The 16,746-nt window shown below is 72.1% G+C and carries 16 protein-coding genes and 1 pseudogene; 3 read left to right on the plus strand and 14 right to left on the minus strand.

Annotated elements, in window-relative coordinates; translation table 11 throughout:
• Positions 1-68: 68 nt before the first annotated feature.
• From H504_RS0130085 to H504_RS37745, 3 genes and pseudogenes are all read right to left on the minus strand, one after another.
• Positions 69-1,622 (minus strand): molybdopterin-dependent oxidoreductase, encoded by a 1,554-nt coding sequence (locus tag H504_RS0130085; protein ID WP_084468392.1) that lies wholly within the window; start codon positions 1,620-1,622, stop codon positions 69-71.
• 43 nt (positions 1,623-1,665) lie between these two features.
• Positions 1,666-1,914 (minus strand): glutaredoxin family protein, encoded by a 249-nt coding sequence (locus H504_RS0130090; RefSeq protein WP_026425827.1) that lies wholly within the window; start codon positions 1,912-1,914, stop codon positions 1,666-1,668.
• Positions 1,911-3,451: pseudogene (locus H504_RS37745) on the minus strand (class I adenylate-forming enzyme family protein). Before H504_RS37745 ends, H504_RS0130090 begins: the two are co-directional and overlap by 4 nt.
• Positions 3,452-3,661: 210 nt before the next feature.
• On the opposite strand from H504_RS37745, the gene H504_RS0130105 reads away from it, so the two are divergent.
• The 3 genes from H504_RS0130105 (at position 3,662) to H504_RS0130115 (ending at position 6,800) form a co-directional block, all read left to right on the plus strand.
• The gene (locus H504_RS0130105) at positions 3,662-4,306 is read left to right on the plus strand and encodes a sigma-70 family RNA polymerase sigma factor (protein ID WP_026425830.1); all 645 of its coding nucleotides are present in this window, start codon (positions 3,662-3,664) and stop codon (positions 4,304-4,306) included.
• Positions 4,307-4,454: 148 nt separating this feature from the next.
• Positions 4,455-5,834, plus strand: a complete 1,380-nt coding sequence (locus tag H504_RS37750) for a DUF5667 domain-containing protein (RefSeq protein WP_157440725.1) — start codon at positions 4,455-4,457, stop codon at positions 5,832-5,834.
• Positions 5,835-5,996: 162 nt separating this feature from the next.
• Positions 5,997-6,800: an HAD family hydrolase gene (locus H504_RS0130115; RefSeq protein ID WP_342668814.1), complete on the plus strand. Its 804-nt coding sequence runs from the start codon at positions 5,997-5,999 to the stop codon at positions 6,798-6,800.
• A 148-nt stretch (positions 6,801-6,948) separates the two neighbouring features.
• Here H504_RS0130115 and H504_RS40630 read toward each other — a convergent pair whose 3' ends face one another.
• The 11 genes from H504_RS40630 to H504_RS0130170 all read right to left on the minus strand — a co-directional run bounded on the left by H504_RS40630 (position 6,949) and on the right by H504_RS0130170 (position 16,570).
• Complete coding sequence (locus H504_RS40630) at positions 6,949-7,050, minus strand: 30S ribosomal protein bS22 (RefSeq protein ID WP_018684825.1); 102 nt, start codon at positions 7,048-7,050, stop codon at positions 6,949-6,951.
• A 137-nt stretch (positions 7,051-7,187) separates the two neighbouring features.
• The gene (locus H504_RS0130125; protein ID WP_026425832.1) at positions 7,188-7,406 is read right to left on the minus strand and encodes a helix-turn-helix domain-containing protein; all 219 of its coding nucleotides are present in this window, start codon (positions 7,404-7,406) and stop codon (positions 7,188-7,190) included.
• A gap of 120 nt (positions 7,407-7,526) precedes the next feature.
• Positions 7,527-8,357, minus strand: a complete 831-nt coding sequence (gene proC, locus H504_RS0130130) for a pyrroline-5-carboxylate reductase (RefSeq protein WP_026425833.1) — start codon at positions 8,355-8,357, stop codon at positions 7,527-7,529.
• A gap of 63 nt (positions 8,358-8,420) precedes the next feature.
• On the minus strand, positions 8,421-9,266 hold the full coding sequence (locus H504_RS37755) for a thioesterase family protein (protein ID WP_051386406.1): 846 nt from the start codon (positions 9,264-9,266) through the stop codon (positions 8,421-8,423).
• Between the two features lie 61 nt (positions 9,267-9,327).
• Entirely contained in the window at positions 9,328-10,254 is a 927-nt protein-coding gene (locus H504_RS0130140; protein ID WP_026425834.1) for a proline dehydrogenase family protein, read from the minus strand.
• Between the two features lie 73 nt (positions 10,255-10,327).
• Positions 10,328-11,107, minus strand: coding sequence for a sugar phosphate isomerase/epimerase family protein (locus H504_RS0130145; RefSeq protein WP_026425835.1), 780 nt, complete (start codon positions 11,105-11,107; stop codon positions 10,328-10,330).
• A complete protein-coding gene (locus H504_RS41725) occupies positions 11,104-12,504 on the minus strand; it encodes a GlsB/YeaQ/YmgE family stress response membrane protein (RefSeq protein WP_051386407.1) in 1,401 nt (466 codons plus the stop codon). Before H504_RS41725 ends, H504_RS0130145 begins: the two co-directional genes overlap by 4 nt.
• A gap of 96 nt (positions 12,505-12,600) precedes the next feature.
• The gene (locus tag H504_RS0130155; RefSeq protein ID WP_026425836.1) at positions 12,601-13,554 is read right to left on the minus strand and encodes a Ppx/GppA family phosphatase; all 954 of its coding nucleotides are present in this window, start codon (positions 13,552-13,554) and stop codon (positions 12,601-12,603) included.
• 24 nt (positions 13,555-13,578) lie between these two features.
• Positions 13,579-14,268 (minus strand): response regulator transcription factor, encoded by a 690-nt coding sequence (locus H504_RS0130160; RefSeq protein WP_026425837.1) that lies wholly within the window; start codon positions 14,266-14,268, stop codon positions 13,579-13,581.
• Entirely contained in the window at positions 14,265-15,488 is a 1,224-nt protein-coding gene (locus H504_RS0130165) for a sensor histidine kinase (protein WP_026425838.1), read from the minus strand. The genes H504_RS0130160 and H504_RS0130165 overlap by 4 nt, the downstream gene beginning before the upstream one ends.
• Before the next feature lie 335 nt (positions 15,489-15,823).
• On the minus strand, positions 15,824-16,570 hold the full coding sequence (locus H504_RS0130170) for a phosphoglyceromutase (RefSeq protein ID WP_026425839.1): 747 nt from the start codon (positions 16,568-16,570) through the stop codon (positions 15,824-15,826).
• Between the last annotated feature and the right edge of the window lie 176 nt (positions 16,571-16,746).

Genomic DNA, 16,746 nt, shown 5'->3' on the forward strand with positions numbered 1-16,746 from the left:
CGACCGCACCCGACCCCTGGTTTGGCTTGGTTGAGCCGATTTTCCGCTCGATAGGGTGAAAGATCGGCTCAGGACACCGAGAAGAGCACCGAGTGCCAACCGGTCGCGCCGTCCGGGATGGGCGGCACCCTGGTCTCGGTCTGCGCCACGCCCGTGCGGTCGGTGGCGCGCACCTCGGCCCGGTGGTCGCCCGGCCCGAGGGTGAACGCGGTCCGCCACAGCCGCCAGGTCTGGTCGTTCACCTCGGTGGCCAGGTCGGCCTCCTGCCAGTCGCCGCCGTCCACCCGCACCTCGACCTTGGCGACGCCCACCGTCTGCGCCCAGGCGATCCCGGCGACGGTCACCCGCCCGGCGGGCTGCGAGCTGAACCCGCGCGGCACGTCGATGCGCGACTCGGTCTTGATCGGCGCCCGCTCGGCCCAGCCGCGGTCCTCCCAGTAGAAGGTCTTCTGGCCGAACTTGGTGACCTCCATGTCCACCACCCACTTCGTGGCGGACACGTACCCGTACAGGCCGGGCACCACCATCCGGGCGGGGAAGCCGTGCGCGACGGGCAGCGGCTCGCCGTTCATCCCGATCGCCAGCAGCGCGCCCCGCTTCGGGTCGAGCACGGCGTCCAACGGGGTGCCGCAGGTCCAACCGTCCACACTGGACGAATACAGCTCGTCGGCGCCGTCGAGCACACCGGCCTCGGCGAGCAGGTCGCGCAGCGGCACGCCGATGAACTTGGCGGTCGAGATGTACGGCCCGCCGACCTCGTTGGACACGCAGGTCAAGGTGATCGCGCGCTCGACCAGCGGGCGGTTGCGGATGTCGGCGTAGCTCAGGTTGAGCTCCTTGTCGACCATGCCGTGCACCCGCAGGTGCCACTCCTCGGCGCGGATCCGCGGCACGGTCAACGCGGTGTCCACCCGGTAGAAGTCGGTGTTGCCGGTGATGAAGCCCGGCGTGCCGATGTTGCTGAAGTCGGCACCCGCCGGGATGGGGGGCGCCGGGGTGGTCGGCTTGAGCGGACCGACCGCGGCGCGCGAACCCTCCACATCGACCCGACCGGCCAGGAACTGCCCAACAGCGCCGAAAACGCCCGCGCCGACCACCGCGCCCGCCGACAGGCGCAGGAAACGCCGCCGCGACTCGTCGTCCACCCCGGCCACCGCCGCGCCGTGCAGGAACCGGAACACCGCCACACCGACCACCAGCGACACGATCGGCGCGAGCACCGCGATCGACCCGAGGTCCGGCCGGTGCAGCACGGCGAAAACCCCCAGCAAACCGACCAGCGCGGCCAGGACAGTCCCGGGTACCGCCGACCGGCGCGACAGGACGCCTGCCAGGACCGCCAGCACCAGGACGGTGACCGCCATCCCGGACAGCAGCACCTGCTTGTCGTGGCTGCCGAAGTTCTCGACCGCGAAGTCCTTCAGCCACGACGGGGTCAGGTCGATCGCCGTGTTGCCGACGGCGAGGAAGGGTGAGGCGTTCGGGCCGACGAACCCGGCCACCAGGTGCCCGGCGGCCAGCGCCGCGGCCACCGACAGGACGCCGATCAGCGCGGCGACCCAGAATCCCAGGCGCCCGGCCGGGGCCGTCGTCTCTTCTGTTGTTCCCGTGGCAGTGTCCACGTCTGTCCTTCGGAACAGCGGCCGTCCCGGATCGGATCCCCGATCAGGCGAGGGCGACGCGCAACCGGTCTTCCTCCACCCGCCAGTACCCGTGTTCGGCGCCGTCCACCAGGATCACCGGCACCCGGTCGCCGTACTCGGCCCGCAGTTCCCCGTCGGAGTCGACGTCCACGGTGGACCACCGCGCCCCGACCTCGGCGCAGATCCTGGCCACCTCGACCTCGGCCACCTCACAGGCGTGGCAGCCCACCCGGGTCACCACCGTCACCTCACGGCCAACCGCTTCACTCACACGTCGACGCTACTCCGCAGACCGGCCCGGCGAATCTTCCCGGTTGCCGAGTGGGGGACCGATTCGACGAAAACCACCGAAGCGGGCACCTTGAACCGGGCCAGGTTCGCCCGGCAGTGCGCCAGCACCCCGTCCTCGGTCAGGTCGGCGCCCGCGACCGCCACCACGACCGCCCTCACCCGCTCGCCCGCGCGGTCGTCGGGCACGCCGATCGCCGCGACCTCGGCAACGCCGGGCAGTTCCGCGATGACCTGCTCGACCTCGTGCGGGTAGACGTTGAAACCGTTGACGATGATCAGGTCGCCTGCCCGGTCGACCAGGCGGAGGTCGCCGTCGGCGTCGAGGTGGCCGACGTCGGTGGTGCGGAACCAGCCGTCCGCGTCGGGGCCGCCGTCACCGTCCGGCCAGTAGCCGCTGAACAGGTTCGGGCCACGGGCGGAGACGATGCCGGTATCGGATTCCTCGCCGAACGAGGCAACCACGTCATCTCCGGCATCCCCGTCGTCCCCGCTCGCGACCGGCAGTCCGTCGGCGTCGACCAGGCGCAGGTCGACCCCGGGGATCGCGCGGCCGACCGAACCGGGTTGGCGCCGCCGACCAGGGTCGAGGTGAGCACCGGGCCGGTCTCGGTGAGGCCGTAGCCCTCGAAGATCGGCAGCCCGGTCGCGGCCTGGAACGCGGCGTGCGTGCGCGGGTCGAGCGGGGCGGCGCCGGAGGTGAGCATTCGGACCCGGGACAGCGCGTCGCCGAGCCGGTCGCGGCCCGCCGTGGCCATGGCCCGGTACATCGCCGGTACGCCGACGACCGTCGACACCCGGTGTTCGCGGCAGGCGTCGAGGGCAGCGTCCACGGTGAACCTGCCGATCAGCACACCTGTTGCCCCGGTTAGCGCTACCTGCCACAAGCCGGACAGTCCGTAAGCGTGCGCGAGTGGCACTCCCAACAAGACCCGGTCGTTAGCGACAACGGGCGCGGGACGCAAGGCAGCACATTGACCGACATTCGCCAGCAGCGCTCGGTGCGACAGCATCACGCCGCGTGGACTGCCCGCCGTGCCGGAGGTGTAGCAGAGCAGGGCGAGGTCCTCGCCGCCGCCAATGGCGGAAAACCGCTCACTCGGCGCATCCTCAATCACCGGATCGGGGAGGGCGGTGCCGACTCTTCCAGCGCGATCGGTAACCCTGGGTATGCCAAATGCGAAACACACACCGCTGTGGTCCAGAACCCGGTCGATCTCCCTGGGCACGGCGTCCACCCCCAGCGGCACTCCGACCGCCCCGACCCGGAGTACCGCGAACAGCACCACACAGGCCTGGAGACCGTTGGACACCACGACCGCGACCCGGTCCCCCCGAGCGACCCCGCGCTCGGCGAGGACGTGCGCATACCGGTCGACGGCGGCGTCGACCCGCTGCCAGGTGAGTGAACGGCCACCGGGGACGTCGACCAGGCCGGGACGGCCGGGTACCTTCTCGCTCGCCCCGGTCACCAGGTCGGCGACGTTGCCGGTGGGCACGTCCACGGGTGGGTCGACCATCGGTGGCGCCTCTCCGTCGTCCGGTCACCATCAGGGAGCAGCGAGCAGCGCAGTGTGGCACGGATCACCCACGTCACGGTTAACTACTCACTTCATCCCCATCCTGGCCCACCCACCGTTACCTACTGAAAAGTAACAATCCGTAAGCTGCTCGAGCGATCCCCCGGCGGTGGCGCGACCGCCGGGACCGAGGGAGTGTGCGGCCGTCCGATGACCCGCCAGACGCGATCCGACCCCACCGACCGGGGCGTGCCGTCGGCACGGTCGGGCACCGACGGCCAGACCGGGTCCGCGGTGCCGGACGTGGCGCACAGCGAGTCTTGGGCGCTGGTGCACGCCGCCCAGCAGGGCGACACGGTGGCCTTCGGTCAGCTCTACGACCGCTACGTCGACGTCGTCTACCGGTACGTCCTCTTCCGGGTCGGGGACCGCGAGCTCGCCGAGGACGTCACCAGCGAGACGTTCTTACGGGCCTTACGCCGGATCACCTCCGTCACCTACCAGGGCCGCGACGTCGGCGCCTGGTTCGTCACGATCGCCAGGAACCTGGTGCTCGACCACGTGAAGTCCAGCCGCTTCCGGCTCGAGGTCACCACCGGCGAGATCCGCGACTCCGAGCGGCTCGAGGCCGGTCCGGAGCAGCAGGTCATGTCCAAGGTCACCCGTGAGGCGCTGCTCGGCTGCGTCGACCAGCTCGGCGACGACCAGCGGGAGTGCATCGTGCTGCGGTTCCTGCAGGGCTTGTCCGTCGCCGAGACGGCGGAGATCATGAACCGGAACGAGGGCGCGGTCAAGGCGCTGCAGCACCGCGCGGTGCGCAGGCTGGCGCAACTGCTGCCGACCGAGCTGCGTTGATGGAGGTGGCGGGCTCCGGACTCGTGGCCCGCATACGAGTTTGAGTTGACCCGATGGGGTCAATCGATATGTGCCACGTGGCCGGGCCGTAACCCGGAGACAGAGGAATCGTTTCATCCACAGCGAGACCCACAGGAGTCGGAGCGGGATGGTGGAAAGCGGAGCCGGGACGCACGGGGAGCGCGCGGACAGACCGCGCGCGGGCCGCGCGCATCCCGGCGTGGTCGACGAACTGGGTCCCGAGTTCACCGAGACCGACCACACCGTCGTCGAACTGCTCACCGGGCTCGGTCCGCTCACCACGCCGGACGGCTCGGCCAGGGACCGGATGCGGGCCAGGATCACCGCCAGCCTGATGGCCGACCCGCTCCGCCAGGACTCCGGCGACCACGCCGGCGACCAGACCGGCAACCACACCGCGGGCCAGACCGGCACCAGCCAGGACCGGCACGACCCGGCGGGCTCGACCACCGTCGCGCCGGAGCGGCGGCCCGAACCCAGACCCGGCCGACCGCCGCGGGCGGGCCGCGCCCCGCGTGGGCGGCGCGACCCGGACTCCGCGCCACCTGGCCGCCTGCCGTCACCGGGTCCGCGCGGGTCGACCCGCGCCCGGTTCGCCGTGGCCGCCGTCGCCGCGCTGGCGCTGGTGTTCTCGCTGACCGGGATGAGCCTGCTGCTGGCCAGGGACGCGCTGCCCGGCGACGCGCTGTACGGGGTGAAGCGCACCGGGGAGGCCGCCGCGCTCGGGTTGACCTTCGGCACCGAGGAGAAGGCGTTCAAGCACCTGGAGTTCGCCACCTCGCGGGTCACCGAGATCGAGACGCTGGCCGCCCGGTTCGCCGACCCCGCCGACGCGCCGACCGACGGCTACCTCGCCGCGCTCGGCGACTTCGACAACGACACGACCGCGGGCGCGCGCGGCCTCACCGCCGTGGCCACCTCCGGTGACGGCAGCCAGTTGACCGCGCTGCGGGACTGGGCCGACCAGCAGGGCGCCCGGCTGGCCGCGCTGCGCGCGAAGTTGCCGTCGGCGACCGACAGCCGCGTCTCGGCGTCGCTGGGCCTGCTGGACCGGATCTCCAGCCGCGCGGCGGGTCTGCTCGCCAGGGTGCCCTGCTACCAGGTGACCTCCGGCGACCTCGACGACATCGGCGCGCTGCCCGCGACCGGCACCTGCCAGGTCCGCCCGGACGCGCCCAGGGTGCTGGTGACCCCACCCAGCTCGCAGGCCGACACCGCGCCGGGGATCGGGGTGCCCCAGGTGACCACCACCCCGGCGGCGCCGACCGTGCCGACCGGTCAGCCACCGGCGAGCGAGCCGACCAGGACGAGCGCGCCGCCGCCACCGCGGACCACGACTGCACCGCCGTTGGTGAACCTGCCGCCGATCATCGGCGCCCCGACCCAGACGGCCCCCGGCACCAGCACCCCGGCAGCGCCCGGCGTGACGGTGCCGCTTCCGTTGCCGCTGCCCACGATCGCGCTGCCGCCGCTGCTGCCCGGTCTCGGTGCGATCCAGATCGGTTGAGGTCGGCACCGAACCGGGCGGTGGATCGCTACGCTGGTGGCGACCGGTGATGACCAGCGGGGAGGACGTGCGGTGTCCGTGCGGCGTGGGGCGGAGAACCCCGAACTCGAACGCCTGGCCGCGCTCGCGGGCGAGGCGAGCGCCGAGGCGGCCTCCGCCGCGATGGAACGCGGCGCGGGCGCGCCCACCGAGATCGACCTGACCGCCGCCGCCTTCTTCGACGTGGACAACACGATCATGATGGGCGCGTCGATCTTCCACTTCGCCCGCGGCCTGGCCGCGCGCAAGTTCTTCTCCAACTCGGACCTGGCCAAGTTCGCCCTGCAGCAGGTGATGTTCCGGGTCGGCGGCCGGGAGACGGCGGACGGCATCCGGAGCAGCCGGGAGCAGGCACTGTCCTTTGTGGCCGGTCACACGGTGGCCGAGCTGACCACGCTCGGCGAGGAGATCTACGACGAGCTGATGGCGGACAAGATCTGGCCGGGCACCCGGGCGCTGGCCCAGATGCACCTGGACGCCGGCCAGCGGGTCTGGCTGGTCACCGCGACCCCGGTGGAGCTGGCCACCATCATCGCCCGCCGCCTCGGGCTGACCGGGGCGCTGGGCACGGTCGCCGAGAGCGTCGACGGGGTGTTCACCGGCAAGCTGGTCGGCGAGATGCTGCACGGCCCGGCGAAGGCGCACGCGGTGCGCTCGCTGGCCGCCAAGGAGGGGCTGGACCTGCGCCGGTGCACGGCGTACTCGGACTCGTCCAACGACGTCCCGATGCTGTCGGTGGTGGGCACCGCGGTGGCGGTGAACCCGGACAGCGGTTTGCGCGAGCTGGCTCGCAAGCGGGGCTGGGAGATCCGCGACTTCCGCACCGGGCGCAAGGCCGCCAAGATCGGCGTGCCCTCGGTGCTCGGCGCGGGCGCGGTGGCCGGGGCCGTGGCGGCGGGGCTGGCCTACCGCAAGCGCGCGGTCTGAGACCGGCAGCCAATCGGCCAAGGCGGCAGGCCACTCAAGCGCACTGAACCACTCGAATGGGTGACGACCTCCCGCGTGACAGAGCCACGCAGGAGGTCACACGGGGTGCACCAGCGGCGCCCGCCATCGCGGACGCCGCGGTCGGCCACTACTTCTTGAGCTTGCGGCGCTGCACGCGGGTCTTGCGAAGCAGCTTGCGGTGCTTCTTCTTCGACATGCGCTTGCGACGCTTCTTGATGACCGAGCCCATGTGTGTCCTTACGTGTTCGTTCCAGGTGTCCGGCGCTCCGGTGCGGCGACGTCGAGGACGCGCCAAGACACCAGGCACAACGGCTGACCAGAGTACCCGCCCGCCGCCGCGCCCCCGCCGCCGGCCCACCGCCCGCGTCAGCCCGCGTCGAAGTAGGCGTTCTGCAGGTAGTCGTGCACGGCCTTCTCCGGCACCCGGAACGACTTGCCCACCCGCACCGCGGGCAGCTCACCGCCGTGCACCAGCCGGTACACCGTCATCTTCGAGACCCGCATGAGGGCCGCCACCTCGGCCACCGTCAGGAATTGCACCTGCGGGAGGCCGGGCGGATCCAAGTCGCGCTTGCTCGCAGGCATGATCCACCGCGTCCTTAACCACGCGTCGCGCCATCGGCTTCCCCACCGACGGATTCGACACGCACGTGTACCGATCGAGAGTAGCGGGACACGTGTGACAAGTGCGACGTCACTTCGGGTTCAATCTGCCTCGTGCGCGCTGCCCAGCTCCCGTGACCGGTCCCTGGCCGCCTCGATGGCGGCCAACAACGCGGCGCGCACCCCGTGCCGCTCCAACTCCCGGATGGCCATGATCGTGGTCCCGGCGGGCGAGGTGACCGCCTCGCGCAGGTTCACCGGGTGCTCCCCGGTCTCCTGCAGCATGGCCGCCGCGCCCACCGCCGACTGGATGATCAGCTTCTCGGCCACCGCGCGCGGCAGGCCGAGCAGGATGCCCGCGTCGATCATGGCCTCGACCAGGAAGAAGAAGTACGCCGGACCCGAGCCGGAGAGCGCGGTCACCGCGTCCTGCTGCGACTCCGGCACCCGGACGACCTTGCCGACCACGGACAGGATCTCCTCGACCACGGCCAGGTGCGCCGAGGTGGCGTGCTTGCCCGGCGAGATCGCGCTCATCGCCTTGCCGACCAGCATCGGCGTGTTCGGCATGACCCGGACGACGGGCACCCCGGCGGGCAGCCTGCGCTCGAACAGCGACGTTGGCAGGCCCGCGCACAGCGACACGATCAGGGTCTGCGCGGGCACCGCGGCGGCGAGGTCGTCGAGCAGCGGGTCGATGTCCTGCGGCTTGACCGCGACCACCAGCACGTCGGCCGTCTTGGCCGCCGTCGGCACGTCGACCGCGTCGATGCCGTAGGTGTCGGTGAGCTGCGCCGCCCGACCGGCCGAGCGCTCGGTGAACAGCAGTTCGTCGGCCTGCCTGCCGCCGTGCAGCAACCCGGACAGCAGCGCCTCGCCGATCTTGCCCGCGCCGAGCACGGCGATCACCGGACGCGCGTTCGCCTCAGTCATGGCGATCAGGCTAACCGGCTGTTACCGATCTTCCCGGACTACCCCGCGGCCCCGGGCACGGGATCAGCCGATGGCCGAGAGCGCCAGTTGCCGCGCCTGGCACACCAGGCGACCGGTGGAGTCCACCACGGTCGCGTCCGAGTCGAACCAGACGCCGTGCACCGCCTTGGACTCCACCTGGATGCGCAGCCACCCCGGCGCGGGCCGGGACCGCAGGTGCGCGGTCAACTGGACCGTCGGCGACCAGCCCAGCCTGCCCAGGTTGAACGTCACCGGCATCGAGATGTCCCCGGCCACCAAGGCGAACAGCGGGTCGGCGTGCTCACCGCGCGGGCGCGCCCACAGCCGCAGCCGCAGCGGGTCGCCGATGTGGCCGTGCAGGAACCCCGCGCCGTTGGGGTCCAGCCGCACGTCGCACACCTCGCTCAGCTTGAACACCGAGGCCGACGACACCGTGGACAGGTCGATCGCGTTGCCCGGCGGCTCAGCCGACTGGTTCGGCAGGTCCGTCCAGGCCGCGCGCTCCCTCGGTAACCGCCCGGTGGTGACCACGCCCTCGACGCAACTGCGCCCGCTCTGCTCGAGGTGCACCGCCACGACCGTGGTACGCCTGCCCGACTTGCGGATGTCGGTGCGCAGCAGGACCGGCCCGACCCCCGGTGGCCGCAGGAACTGCGCGCTCACCGCGAGCGGGTCGACCAGCGGCGCACCGGCTCCGCTGTGCGTGGCCACCGCCGCCTTGGCCAGCAACGCCATCAGGAACCCCCCGTGCGGGCGCCCGCCGACCGTCCAGGCGCCCGGGAGGTCGGCGGTGAACGTGCCGTCCCCCAGTGGGCGCACCCGGACGGCGGCGGCGAACGCCCCGCCCGCGCCCGCCCGGACGTCGCCGTGCCCTGCAGCACTACTCATGGGCGATAGCCTGCCACGCCCGGCCGCGCGATTTTGCGCTGTGCCACGGATCGCCAGACAATCAGCTCCGGGTGGCCAGCGCGCGGAGGAAGAAGGCCACGTTCGCGGGTCGCTCGGCCATCCTGCGCATCAGGTAGCCGTACCACTCCCCGCCGTAAGGCACGTACACCCGCACGGTGTGGCCTAGCTGCGCCAAGCGGAGCTGTTCGTCCGGTCGGATCCCGTAGAGCATCTGGTACTCGAAGCTGCCGGGTTTGCGGCCGTGCGCCTCGGCGCGTTCGCCGATGATGGGCACCAGCCGGGGGTCGTGGGTGGCGAACATCGGGAAGCCGTCCCCCGCGAGCAGCGCGTTCACGCAGCGGATGTAGCTCTTGTCGACGTCGATCTTGTCCTGGTACGCGACGCCGTCGGGCTCCTTGTAGGCGCCCTTGCAGAGCCGGACCCTGGAGTCCGCGGCGGCCAGCGCGACCGAGTCGTCGTAAGTGCGGCGCAGGTAGGACTGGATGACCGCGCCGACCCACGGCCACGTCTGCCGCAGCTCGGCGAGCAGGCGCAGCGTGGAGTCCGTGGTGGTGTGGTCCTCCATGTCCAGTGTGACCGTCGTGCCTGCGGCCTCGGCGGCGGCGCAGATCCGCCGGGCGTTGGCCAGGGCGAGGTCCTCGTCGAACATCTGCCCCACCGCGGACAGCTTGACGCTGACCTCGGCCCGGTCGGCCAGGCCCTGGGCGTGCAACTGGTCGAGCAGGTCAAGGTAGGCCTGGACGGTCTGCTCGGCCTGGGCCTTGTCGGTCGTGTCCTCACCGAGGTGGTCGAGGGTGACGGTGAGACCGGAGTCGACCAGTCGCCGGGTCACGGCGACCGCCTCCGCGGTGGTCTCGCCCGCCACGAAGCGGCGCACCACGTCCCGGCTCACGGGAGCGGTCGCCACCAGACGGCGGATGGTGCCGTTTCGCGCGGCAGCCAGAATCAACGAACGCAACGGGTTCACCCCGCGAACTGTACGGCCAGCGTCCTCTCAAGCCATACAGCCATCCGGTCGTCCTACCTTTGCTCCGAACTGTCTACTGTTGACCCAGGTGGATCCGGGCGAACCGCAGCGCCTCGGCCAGATCGTCCACACGCTCCGCGGACGCGCGCGCCCGCCGGGTGCTCACCTCGACCACCACTTGGCCCGCGAAACCGTTGCGCGCCAACGATTGGCACACCTCCGCGCACGGCTGATCACCCCGGCCGGGCACCAGGTGCTCGTCCTTGGGGAGGCCGGTTCCGTCTGCCAAGTGGACGTGCCGCAGCCGATCGCCCATCCGCGCCGCCAACCCGCGAGCGTCCACCTTGGCCGCCGCCGTGTGCGAAAGGTCCAGGGTGTAGCTGCCGTGGCCGACGTCGGTCGGGTCGATCGACGGCCGGAAACCGCTCACGACCACCCCACCCCGGCGCATCGGGAACATGTTCTCCACCGCGACCGCGACCCCGCCGTCCCGCTCCAACCCGGCCACCAGGTCGGCGAACCCGTCGGCGTAGCGGCGCTGCCAGCGAAACGGCGGGTGCACCACCACCGTCGTCGCCCCCAGGTCCTGCGCCGCCTCGACCGCCCGCCGCAACCGGACCTCGGGGTCGGCCGACCACACCCGCTGCGTGACCAGCAGGCACGGCGCGTGCACGGCCAGCACCGGCACCCCGCTGCGGCGCGACTGCCGGGCCAGCGCGGGCACGTCCTGGCTGAGCGGGTCCGCCCACACCATGACCTCGACCCCGTCGTACCCCAGCTCAGCGGCCAGGGTGAACGCGGTCGACGCCGTCCTCGGCCACACCGAGGCGGTGGACAGACCTACCGGGATCAACGATCCAGCAGGAGCAACGCCGCCGGGGACACCGTGGCCAACAGGCCGACCAGGACGGCGAGCACGGTGGTCTGCAGGTCCTCCGCGCGCCGCACCTTCCGCACGATCAGCACCAACCCGACGATCACCGCCAGCGCGCCGATCAGCGCCGCCGCGGGCAGCACCCGCCACAGCCAGTTGAACAGCAGCCACACCACGGCACCGCCGACCACGGCCAGCCCGAGCTGGCCGATCATGATCAGCCACTCGCGGCCCGCCGAGCGCGGCTCGCGCTCGGCCGCGTCCTCGTCGTACTCGTCCTCGTCGGCCAACCCGGCGACCCGGTCCTCGACCGGGCCGTCGTAGTCGTCGTCGGCGTCCAGGTGCTCGTCGTCGACGGTGTCGGCGAAGTTGTCGTGCGCCTCGTACTCGGTGAACCGGGTCGCGGCCTTGTCGTCGAAGCCCTCGTACTCGTCGTGGAACTCCGGCGGCGGGCCGTTCGGGTCGACCGCGGTCTCCGACGAGTCGCCGGGGAACTCGCCACCGGGGAACCCGGGGCGACGCGGCGGCACCGGCAGCGGCTGCGAGGGCTGCGGCGGTCCGGGGGGGACCGGCAGCGGCTGGGAGGGCTGCGGCCCCTGCTGGCCCGGCTGGGGGCCCGGCCGACGCCCGGGGACCGGCGCCCGACGGGGCAGCAACGGTGCCCGGTTCGGGCTCATGGCCTGCGCCGCGGGCGGCTCGGCCTGCTCCGGGGCGTCCTCGGCGGGGACCCGGGGCAACTGCTCGGTGTGCGGCTCCACGGCCTCCGGGCGCGGCCGGGCGACCGGCGGGCGCTGCTCGGTGGCCGGACCCTGCGGCGGCCGTGCGGCGACCGGCGCCTGCTCCGGGGGGAACGGCTGCGGGGCCGGGTCGACCGGCCGGTTCGGGAACGGCTCGACGGGCCTGCCCTGCCGGGGCGGCTCGGGCTGCCTCGGCGGCTCGGCGCGGCGTGGGGGCTCGGGCCGGGTCATCGGCGGCGCGACCGGCGGGTGCTGCTCTGTCAGCGGCTGCTGGTCGACCGGGGGGCGCCTGCGCGGCTCGACGGGCTCCGGCCGGGCCCGTCTACCCGGCAGCGGCACCTGCTGGGACGGCTGCGGCGCCTGCGGGGGCTGGTGCGGCTGCGGGGCGGCGGGCCGGTCGGCCTGCCTGCCCTGCCGGTGCGAGGTGCGCTCGGGCTGGTCCTGGTCGTCGCGGATCGGCAGCATCGTGCCGCTGTCGGACATGACCCGGTCGATGATCGCCTGCGGCGCGGTGTCCGAGGCGTCGTCCGGCTTGCGCCTGCGCCGCCGCGGCGCGCCCTCACCGGCCGCGCCGCCGTACTTGGCCAGCAACTCGGCCACGGTGCGCTGGGTGCGCTCCGAACCACCTTCTTGACTCATCCACTCCACCGTGCCCCGTGCGGGCGAATCCGTCCAGTGCCCACCCGCTCAGCGGGCGGCACCGGCCCCGCGGGGTCGGCGGCCACCCGGATCATGTCAATCCGAGAGAACAGTGTGGTCCTCGCCATTCGTCTGGTCCAGCCGCCGGAGGATGACCCCCTCGCGCAGCGCCCACGGCCCGATTTCCAACTCGGGCAGTGACAACGCTCGCATAGTGGCCTGCGCCACCAGCGCACCGGCCACCAGTTGGTGGGCCCGGCTCGCGCTGACCCCCTCCAACTCGGCGAGGTCGGCGGCGGACATCCGGGAGATGAACGCGATGAGCTGGCTCAGCCCGGTCGCGGTGAGCACCCGGCGCACCCGGGGGCCCGCCGAGCTCGGTGCCGCCCCGGTGAGCCGGGCCAGCGTGCGGAACGTCTTGGAGGTGGCGACCGCCCGGTCCGGGCTGCCGTACTTGGCCAGCCGCCGGGCGACCGGGGCCAACTGGTCGTCCAGCCAGGCCGCGGTGCGCTGCACCTGGTCGCGGGCGGGCGGGTCGGTGCTGAACCGGGTCCGGGTCAGCCTGCCCGCGCCCAGCGGCAGCGACCAGGCGAAGTCCGGGTCCTCGTCGATGCCGACGGCGAGCTCCAGCGAGCCGCCGCCGATGTCGAGGACCAGCAGGTTGCCCGCCGACCAGCCGTACCAGCGGCGGGCGGCGAGGAAGGTGAGCCTGGCCTCGTCCTCGCCGGAGAGCACCTTCAGCTCGACGCCGGTCTCCTTGTGCACCCGGCGCAGGACCGCCGCCGAGTTGCCCGCCTCGCGCACCGCGGAGGTGGCGAAGGCCATCAGGTCGGCGCAGCCCAACCGGACCGACGACTCACGGGCGGCGGCGACGGTGCGGACCAGTTCGTCCGCGCCCACCTTGGACAACTGGCCGGACGGGGTGATCCGCTCGGCCAGCCGCAGCACGGTCTTCTCCGACCGGGCCGGGGTCGGGTGGGCACCACGACGAGCGTCCACCACGAGCAGGTGGACGGTGTTGGACCCGACGTCGAGCACACCTAGGCGCACGGGGGCACCGTACCGGGGAGACGATCAGGACTCGAACTTGTAACCAAGACCGCGCACCGTCACCAGGTGGCGCGGCGACGCCGGGTCCGGTTCGATCTTCGAGCGCAGCCGCTTGACGTGCACGTCCAGCGTCTTCGTGTCGCCGACGTAGTCGGCGCCCCAGACCCGGTCGATCAACTGGCCGCGGGTGAGCACCCGGCCGACGTTGCGCAGCAGGTACTCCAGCAGGTCGAACTCCTTGAGCGGCAACGGGACGTCGGTGCCGTCCACTGTGACCACGTGCCGCTCGACGTCCATCCGGACCGGTCCGGCCGCGAGCACCTGGGGCAGCAGCTCGCCGTCGCCGCCCGCCTCGCCGCCGCGGCGCAGGACCGCGCGCACCCTGGCGATCAGCTCGCGCGCCGAGTAGGGCTTGGTCACGTAGTCGTCGGCGCCGAGCTCAAGGCCGACCACCTTGTCGATCTCGCTGTCCCGGGCGGTGACCATGATCACGGGGACCGCGGAGCGCTGCCGCAGCGCCTTGCACACGTCGGTGCCGCTCATCCCGGGCAGCATCAGGTCGAGCAGGACGATGTCGGCGCCGTTGCGGTCGAACTCCTCCAGCGCCTGCTGGCCGGTCACGGCCACCGCGGCGGTGAAGCCCTCCTTGCGCAGCAGGAAGGCAAGCGGGTCCGCGAAGGATTCCTCGTCCTCCACGATCAGCACTCTCGTCATGCCATTCCTCCGTGATCGGTAGCGGCGCCGTCGGATTTCGACGGAGCGGTCGTCGCGCGGCCGCCCACCAGGGTGGGTTCCGCACCGTTCGTGGCGACCTCCGCGGCCGCGAGGTGGGCCGGGATGCGCAGGGTGAACGTCGAACCGAGGCCGGGCTTGCTCCACAGCCGGACCTCGCCGCCGTGGTTGGCCGCCACGTGCTTGACGATGGCCAGCCCCAGCCCGGTGCCGCCGGTGGCCCGGGAGCGGGCGCGGTCGACCCGGTAGAACCGTTCGAAGACGCGCTGCTGCTCCTCCTCGGCGATGCCGATGCCGCGGTCGGTGACGGCGATCTCCACGAAGCCCTTGTCGACCGAGCGGCTGACCGACACCGGACTGCCCGCCGAGGAGTAGGCGAGGGCGTTCTCCAGCAGGTTGGACAGCGCGGTGACCAGCAGCGTGCGGTCGCCCTCGACCAGCAGGCCGCTGTCGTCGTCGGTGGCGACCTCGATGCCGGTGGACTCCATGACCAGCCGGGCGCGACCCATCGCCTCGCGGACCACGGCGTCGACCTCGACGGTGTTCATCTCCGGCAGCCGCTCGGCGCCCTGCAGCCGGGACAGCGCGATCAGCTCGGTGACCAGGGTGCCCAGCCGGTTGCCCTCGTGCAGGATCTTGGTGGTGAACCGGCGCACCTCGACCGGGTCGTCGGCGGCGTCGAGCACGGCCTCGGCGAGCAGCGCCATGGCGCCGACCGGGGTCTTGAGCTCGTGGCTGACGTTGGCGACGAAGTCGCGCCGGGTGGCCTCCAGCCGGACCGCGTCGGACTGGTCGTCGGCGTCGACCGCGGTGAACCCGTCACCGAGCGGGCGGACCTCGCCGAGCACGGCCTCGGGGGTGCGGCCGCCGCGGGACTCCAGCGGCGACAGGTCGATCTCCACCGGGTCACCGGTCTCGACGACCAGTTCGGCGGCCTTGCGGGCGCGGTCGTCGACCCGGTTGTTGCGGACCAGGCCGAGCTCCTCCGCGCGCGGGTTGTGGATCACCACATCGCCGAACCGGTTGAGCACGACCACCCCCGTGTGGGTGGACTGGATGATCCGTTGGACCAGGTCGGCGACGGTGGGGCCGGTCGGTGCCCGTCCGGTGCCGCTCGACCGCGAACGGCCGAACAGGAAGCCGACGAACAGGCCGATCAGCAGTGTGCCGAACGACAGCGCGAGATAGACCGGGGCGGCCACACCGAGGATCGTAAGCAGGGGGCGGGGCGGTTTGACCAGCCCGGACAGCGCATTGGTGACCGTGCCGACACCGTTGTGCCTGCTTGTTCCCCACCGCGTCAAATCGCGTTCACTCGATCGTGTCCTACTAGCGAGTAACTGTCAGTTTTTGTCCACCGGGTTGCCCACCGCCCCCGGCCGTCATCCTTCGTTAGGGGGATCACACCCGCACCGATGGCTGCTCGTTGTGTCGCACCCCCGGACCGACCGAAGTGGACACTCCAAGACTCACTTGGGTGTCCACTTCGCCCGATCCCTCAGTCCACTGAGGTCAGTGGATCAGCCTGACAGTCGGGCTATCGCCCTTGGTTCGCCACAGCGGTGATCGCGGCGGCGGCAGCGTCCGGATCGAGATAAGTGCCGCCCGCCTTGATCGGGTTGAGCGACTCGTCGAGGTCGTAGCGCAGTGGGATACCGGTCGGGATGTTGATCGCGGCGATATCGGCGTCGGAGATCCCGTCCAGGTGCTTGACCAACGCGCGCAGCGAGTTGCCGTGCGCGGCCACCAGAACCGTCTTGCCCGCGCGCAGGTCCGGCACGATCTCGGTGTCCCAGTAAGGCAGCAGTCGGGCCACCACGTCCTTGAGGCACTCGGTGCGCGGGGCGCTGTCGCCGAGGTCGGCGTAGCGCGGGTCGCCGTGCTGGCTGTACTCGCCGTCCGGCTCGATGGGCGGCGGCGGGGTGTCGTAAGAGCGGCGCCAGAGCATGAACTGCTCCTCGCCGAACTCCGCCAGGGTCTGCTTCTTGTCCTTGCCCTGCAGCGCGCCGTAGTGCCGCTCGTTGAGCCGCCAGTCGCGCTTGACCGGGATCCAGTGCCGGTCGGCGGCGTCCAAGGCGAGGTTGGCGGTGGTGATCGCCCGGCGGAGCAGCGAGGTGTGCACGACGTCCGGGTGGATCCCGGCCGCGGCGAGCAGTTCGCCGCCGCGGCTCGCCTCGGCGACGCCCTTGGCGGAGAGCGGGACGTCGACCCAGCCGGTGAACAGGTTCAGCGCGTTCCAGTCGCTCTCGCCGTGGCGGAGCAGCACCAGGGTTCCGATGGCCATGGCGAAAGACTGCCAGACCGGGGCGGCGGGTCGACCCGGCGGACGGGCCCCGCGCAGCGGCGTGGGCCGAACGGTCGCCATCACTGGACTACTCGACATTTCACGTGATCGCGTGACACCCGTTAGGGCCAGCTTGTACCCCCAAACGCCCCCAAAAGGCACAGCTAGTTGTCCAA

The organism is Actinokineospora inagensis DSM 44258 (assembly GCF_000482865.1).
Taxonomy (GTDB): domain Bacteria; phylum Actinomycetota; class Actinomycetes; order Mycobacteriales; family Pseudonocardiaceae; genus Actinokineospora; species Actinokineospora inagensis.

What these genes read in the sequence shown, in the direction of transcription:
- H504_RS0130125 (WP_026425832.1), bottom strand. Translation starts at nt 7,406, where the DNA reads ATGCCTGCGAGCAAGCGCGACTTGGATCCGCCCGGCCTCCCGCAGGTG.
- H504_RS0130105 (WP_026425830.1), top strand. Translation starts at nt 3,662, where the DNA reads ATGACCCGCCAGACGCGATCCGACCCCACCGACCGGGGCGTGCCGTCG.
- proC (WP_026425833.1), bottom strand. Translation starts at nt 8,357, where the DNA reads ATGACTGAGGCGAACGCGCGTCCGGTGATCGCCGTGCTCGGCGCGGGC.
- H504_RS0130115 (WP_342668814.1), top strand. Translation starts at nt 5,997, where the DNA reads ATGGAACGCGGCGCGGGCGCGCCCACCGAGATCGACCTGACCGCCGCC.
- H504_RS0130160 (WP_026425837.1), bottom strand. Translation starts at nt 14,268, where the DNA reads ATGACGAGAGTGCTGATCGTGGAGGACGAGGAATCCTTCGCGGACCCG.
- H504_RS37750 (WP_157440725.1), top strand. Translation starts at nt 4,455, where the DNA reads ATGGTGGAAAGCGGAGCCGGGACGCACGGGGAGCGCGCGGACAGACCG.
- H504_RS41725 (WP_051386407.1), bottom strand. Translation starts at nt 12,504, where the DNA reads ATGAGTCAAGAAGGTGGTTCGGAGCGCACCCAGCGCACCGTGGCCGAG.
- H504_RS37755 (WP_051386406.1), bottom strand. Translation starts at nt 9,266, where the DNA reads ATGAGTAGTGCTGCAGGGCACGGCGACGTCCGGGCGGGCGCGGGCGGG.
- H504_RS40630 (WP_018684825.1), bottom strand. Translation starts at nt 7,050, where the DNA reads ATGGGCTCGGTCATCAAGAAGCGTCGCAAGCGCATGTCGAAGAAGAAG.
- H504_RS0130170 (WP_026425839.1), bottom strand. Translation starts at nt 16,570, where the DNA reads ATGGCCATCGGAACCCTGGTGCTGCTCCGCCACGGCGAGAGCGACTGG.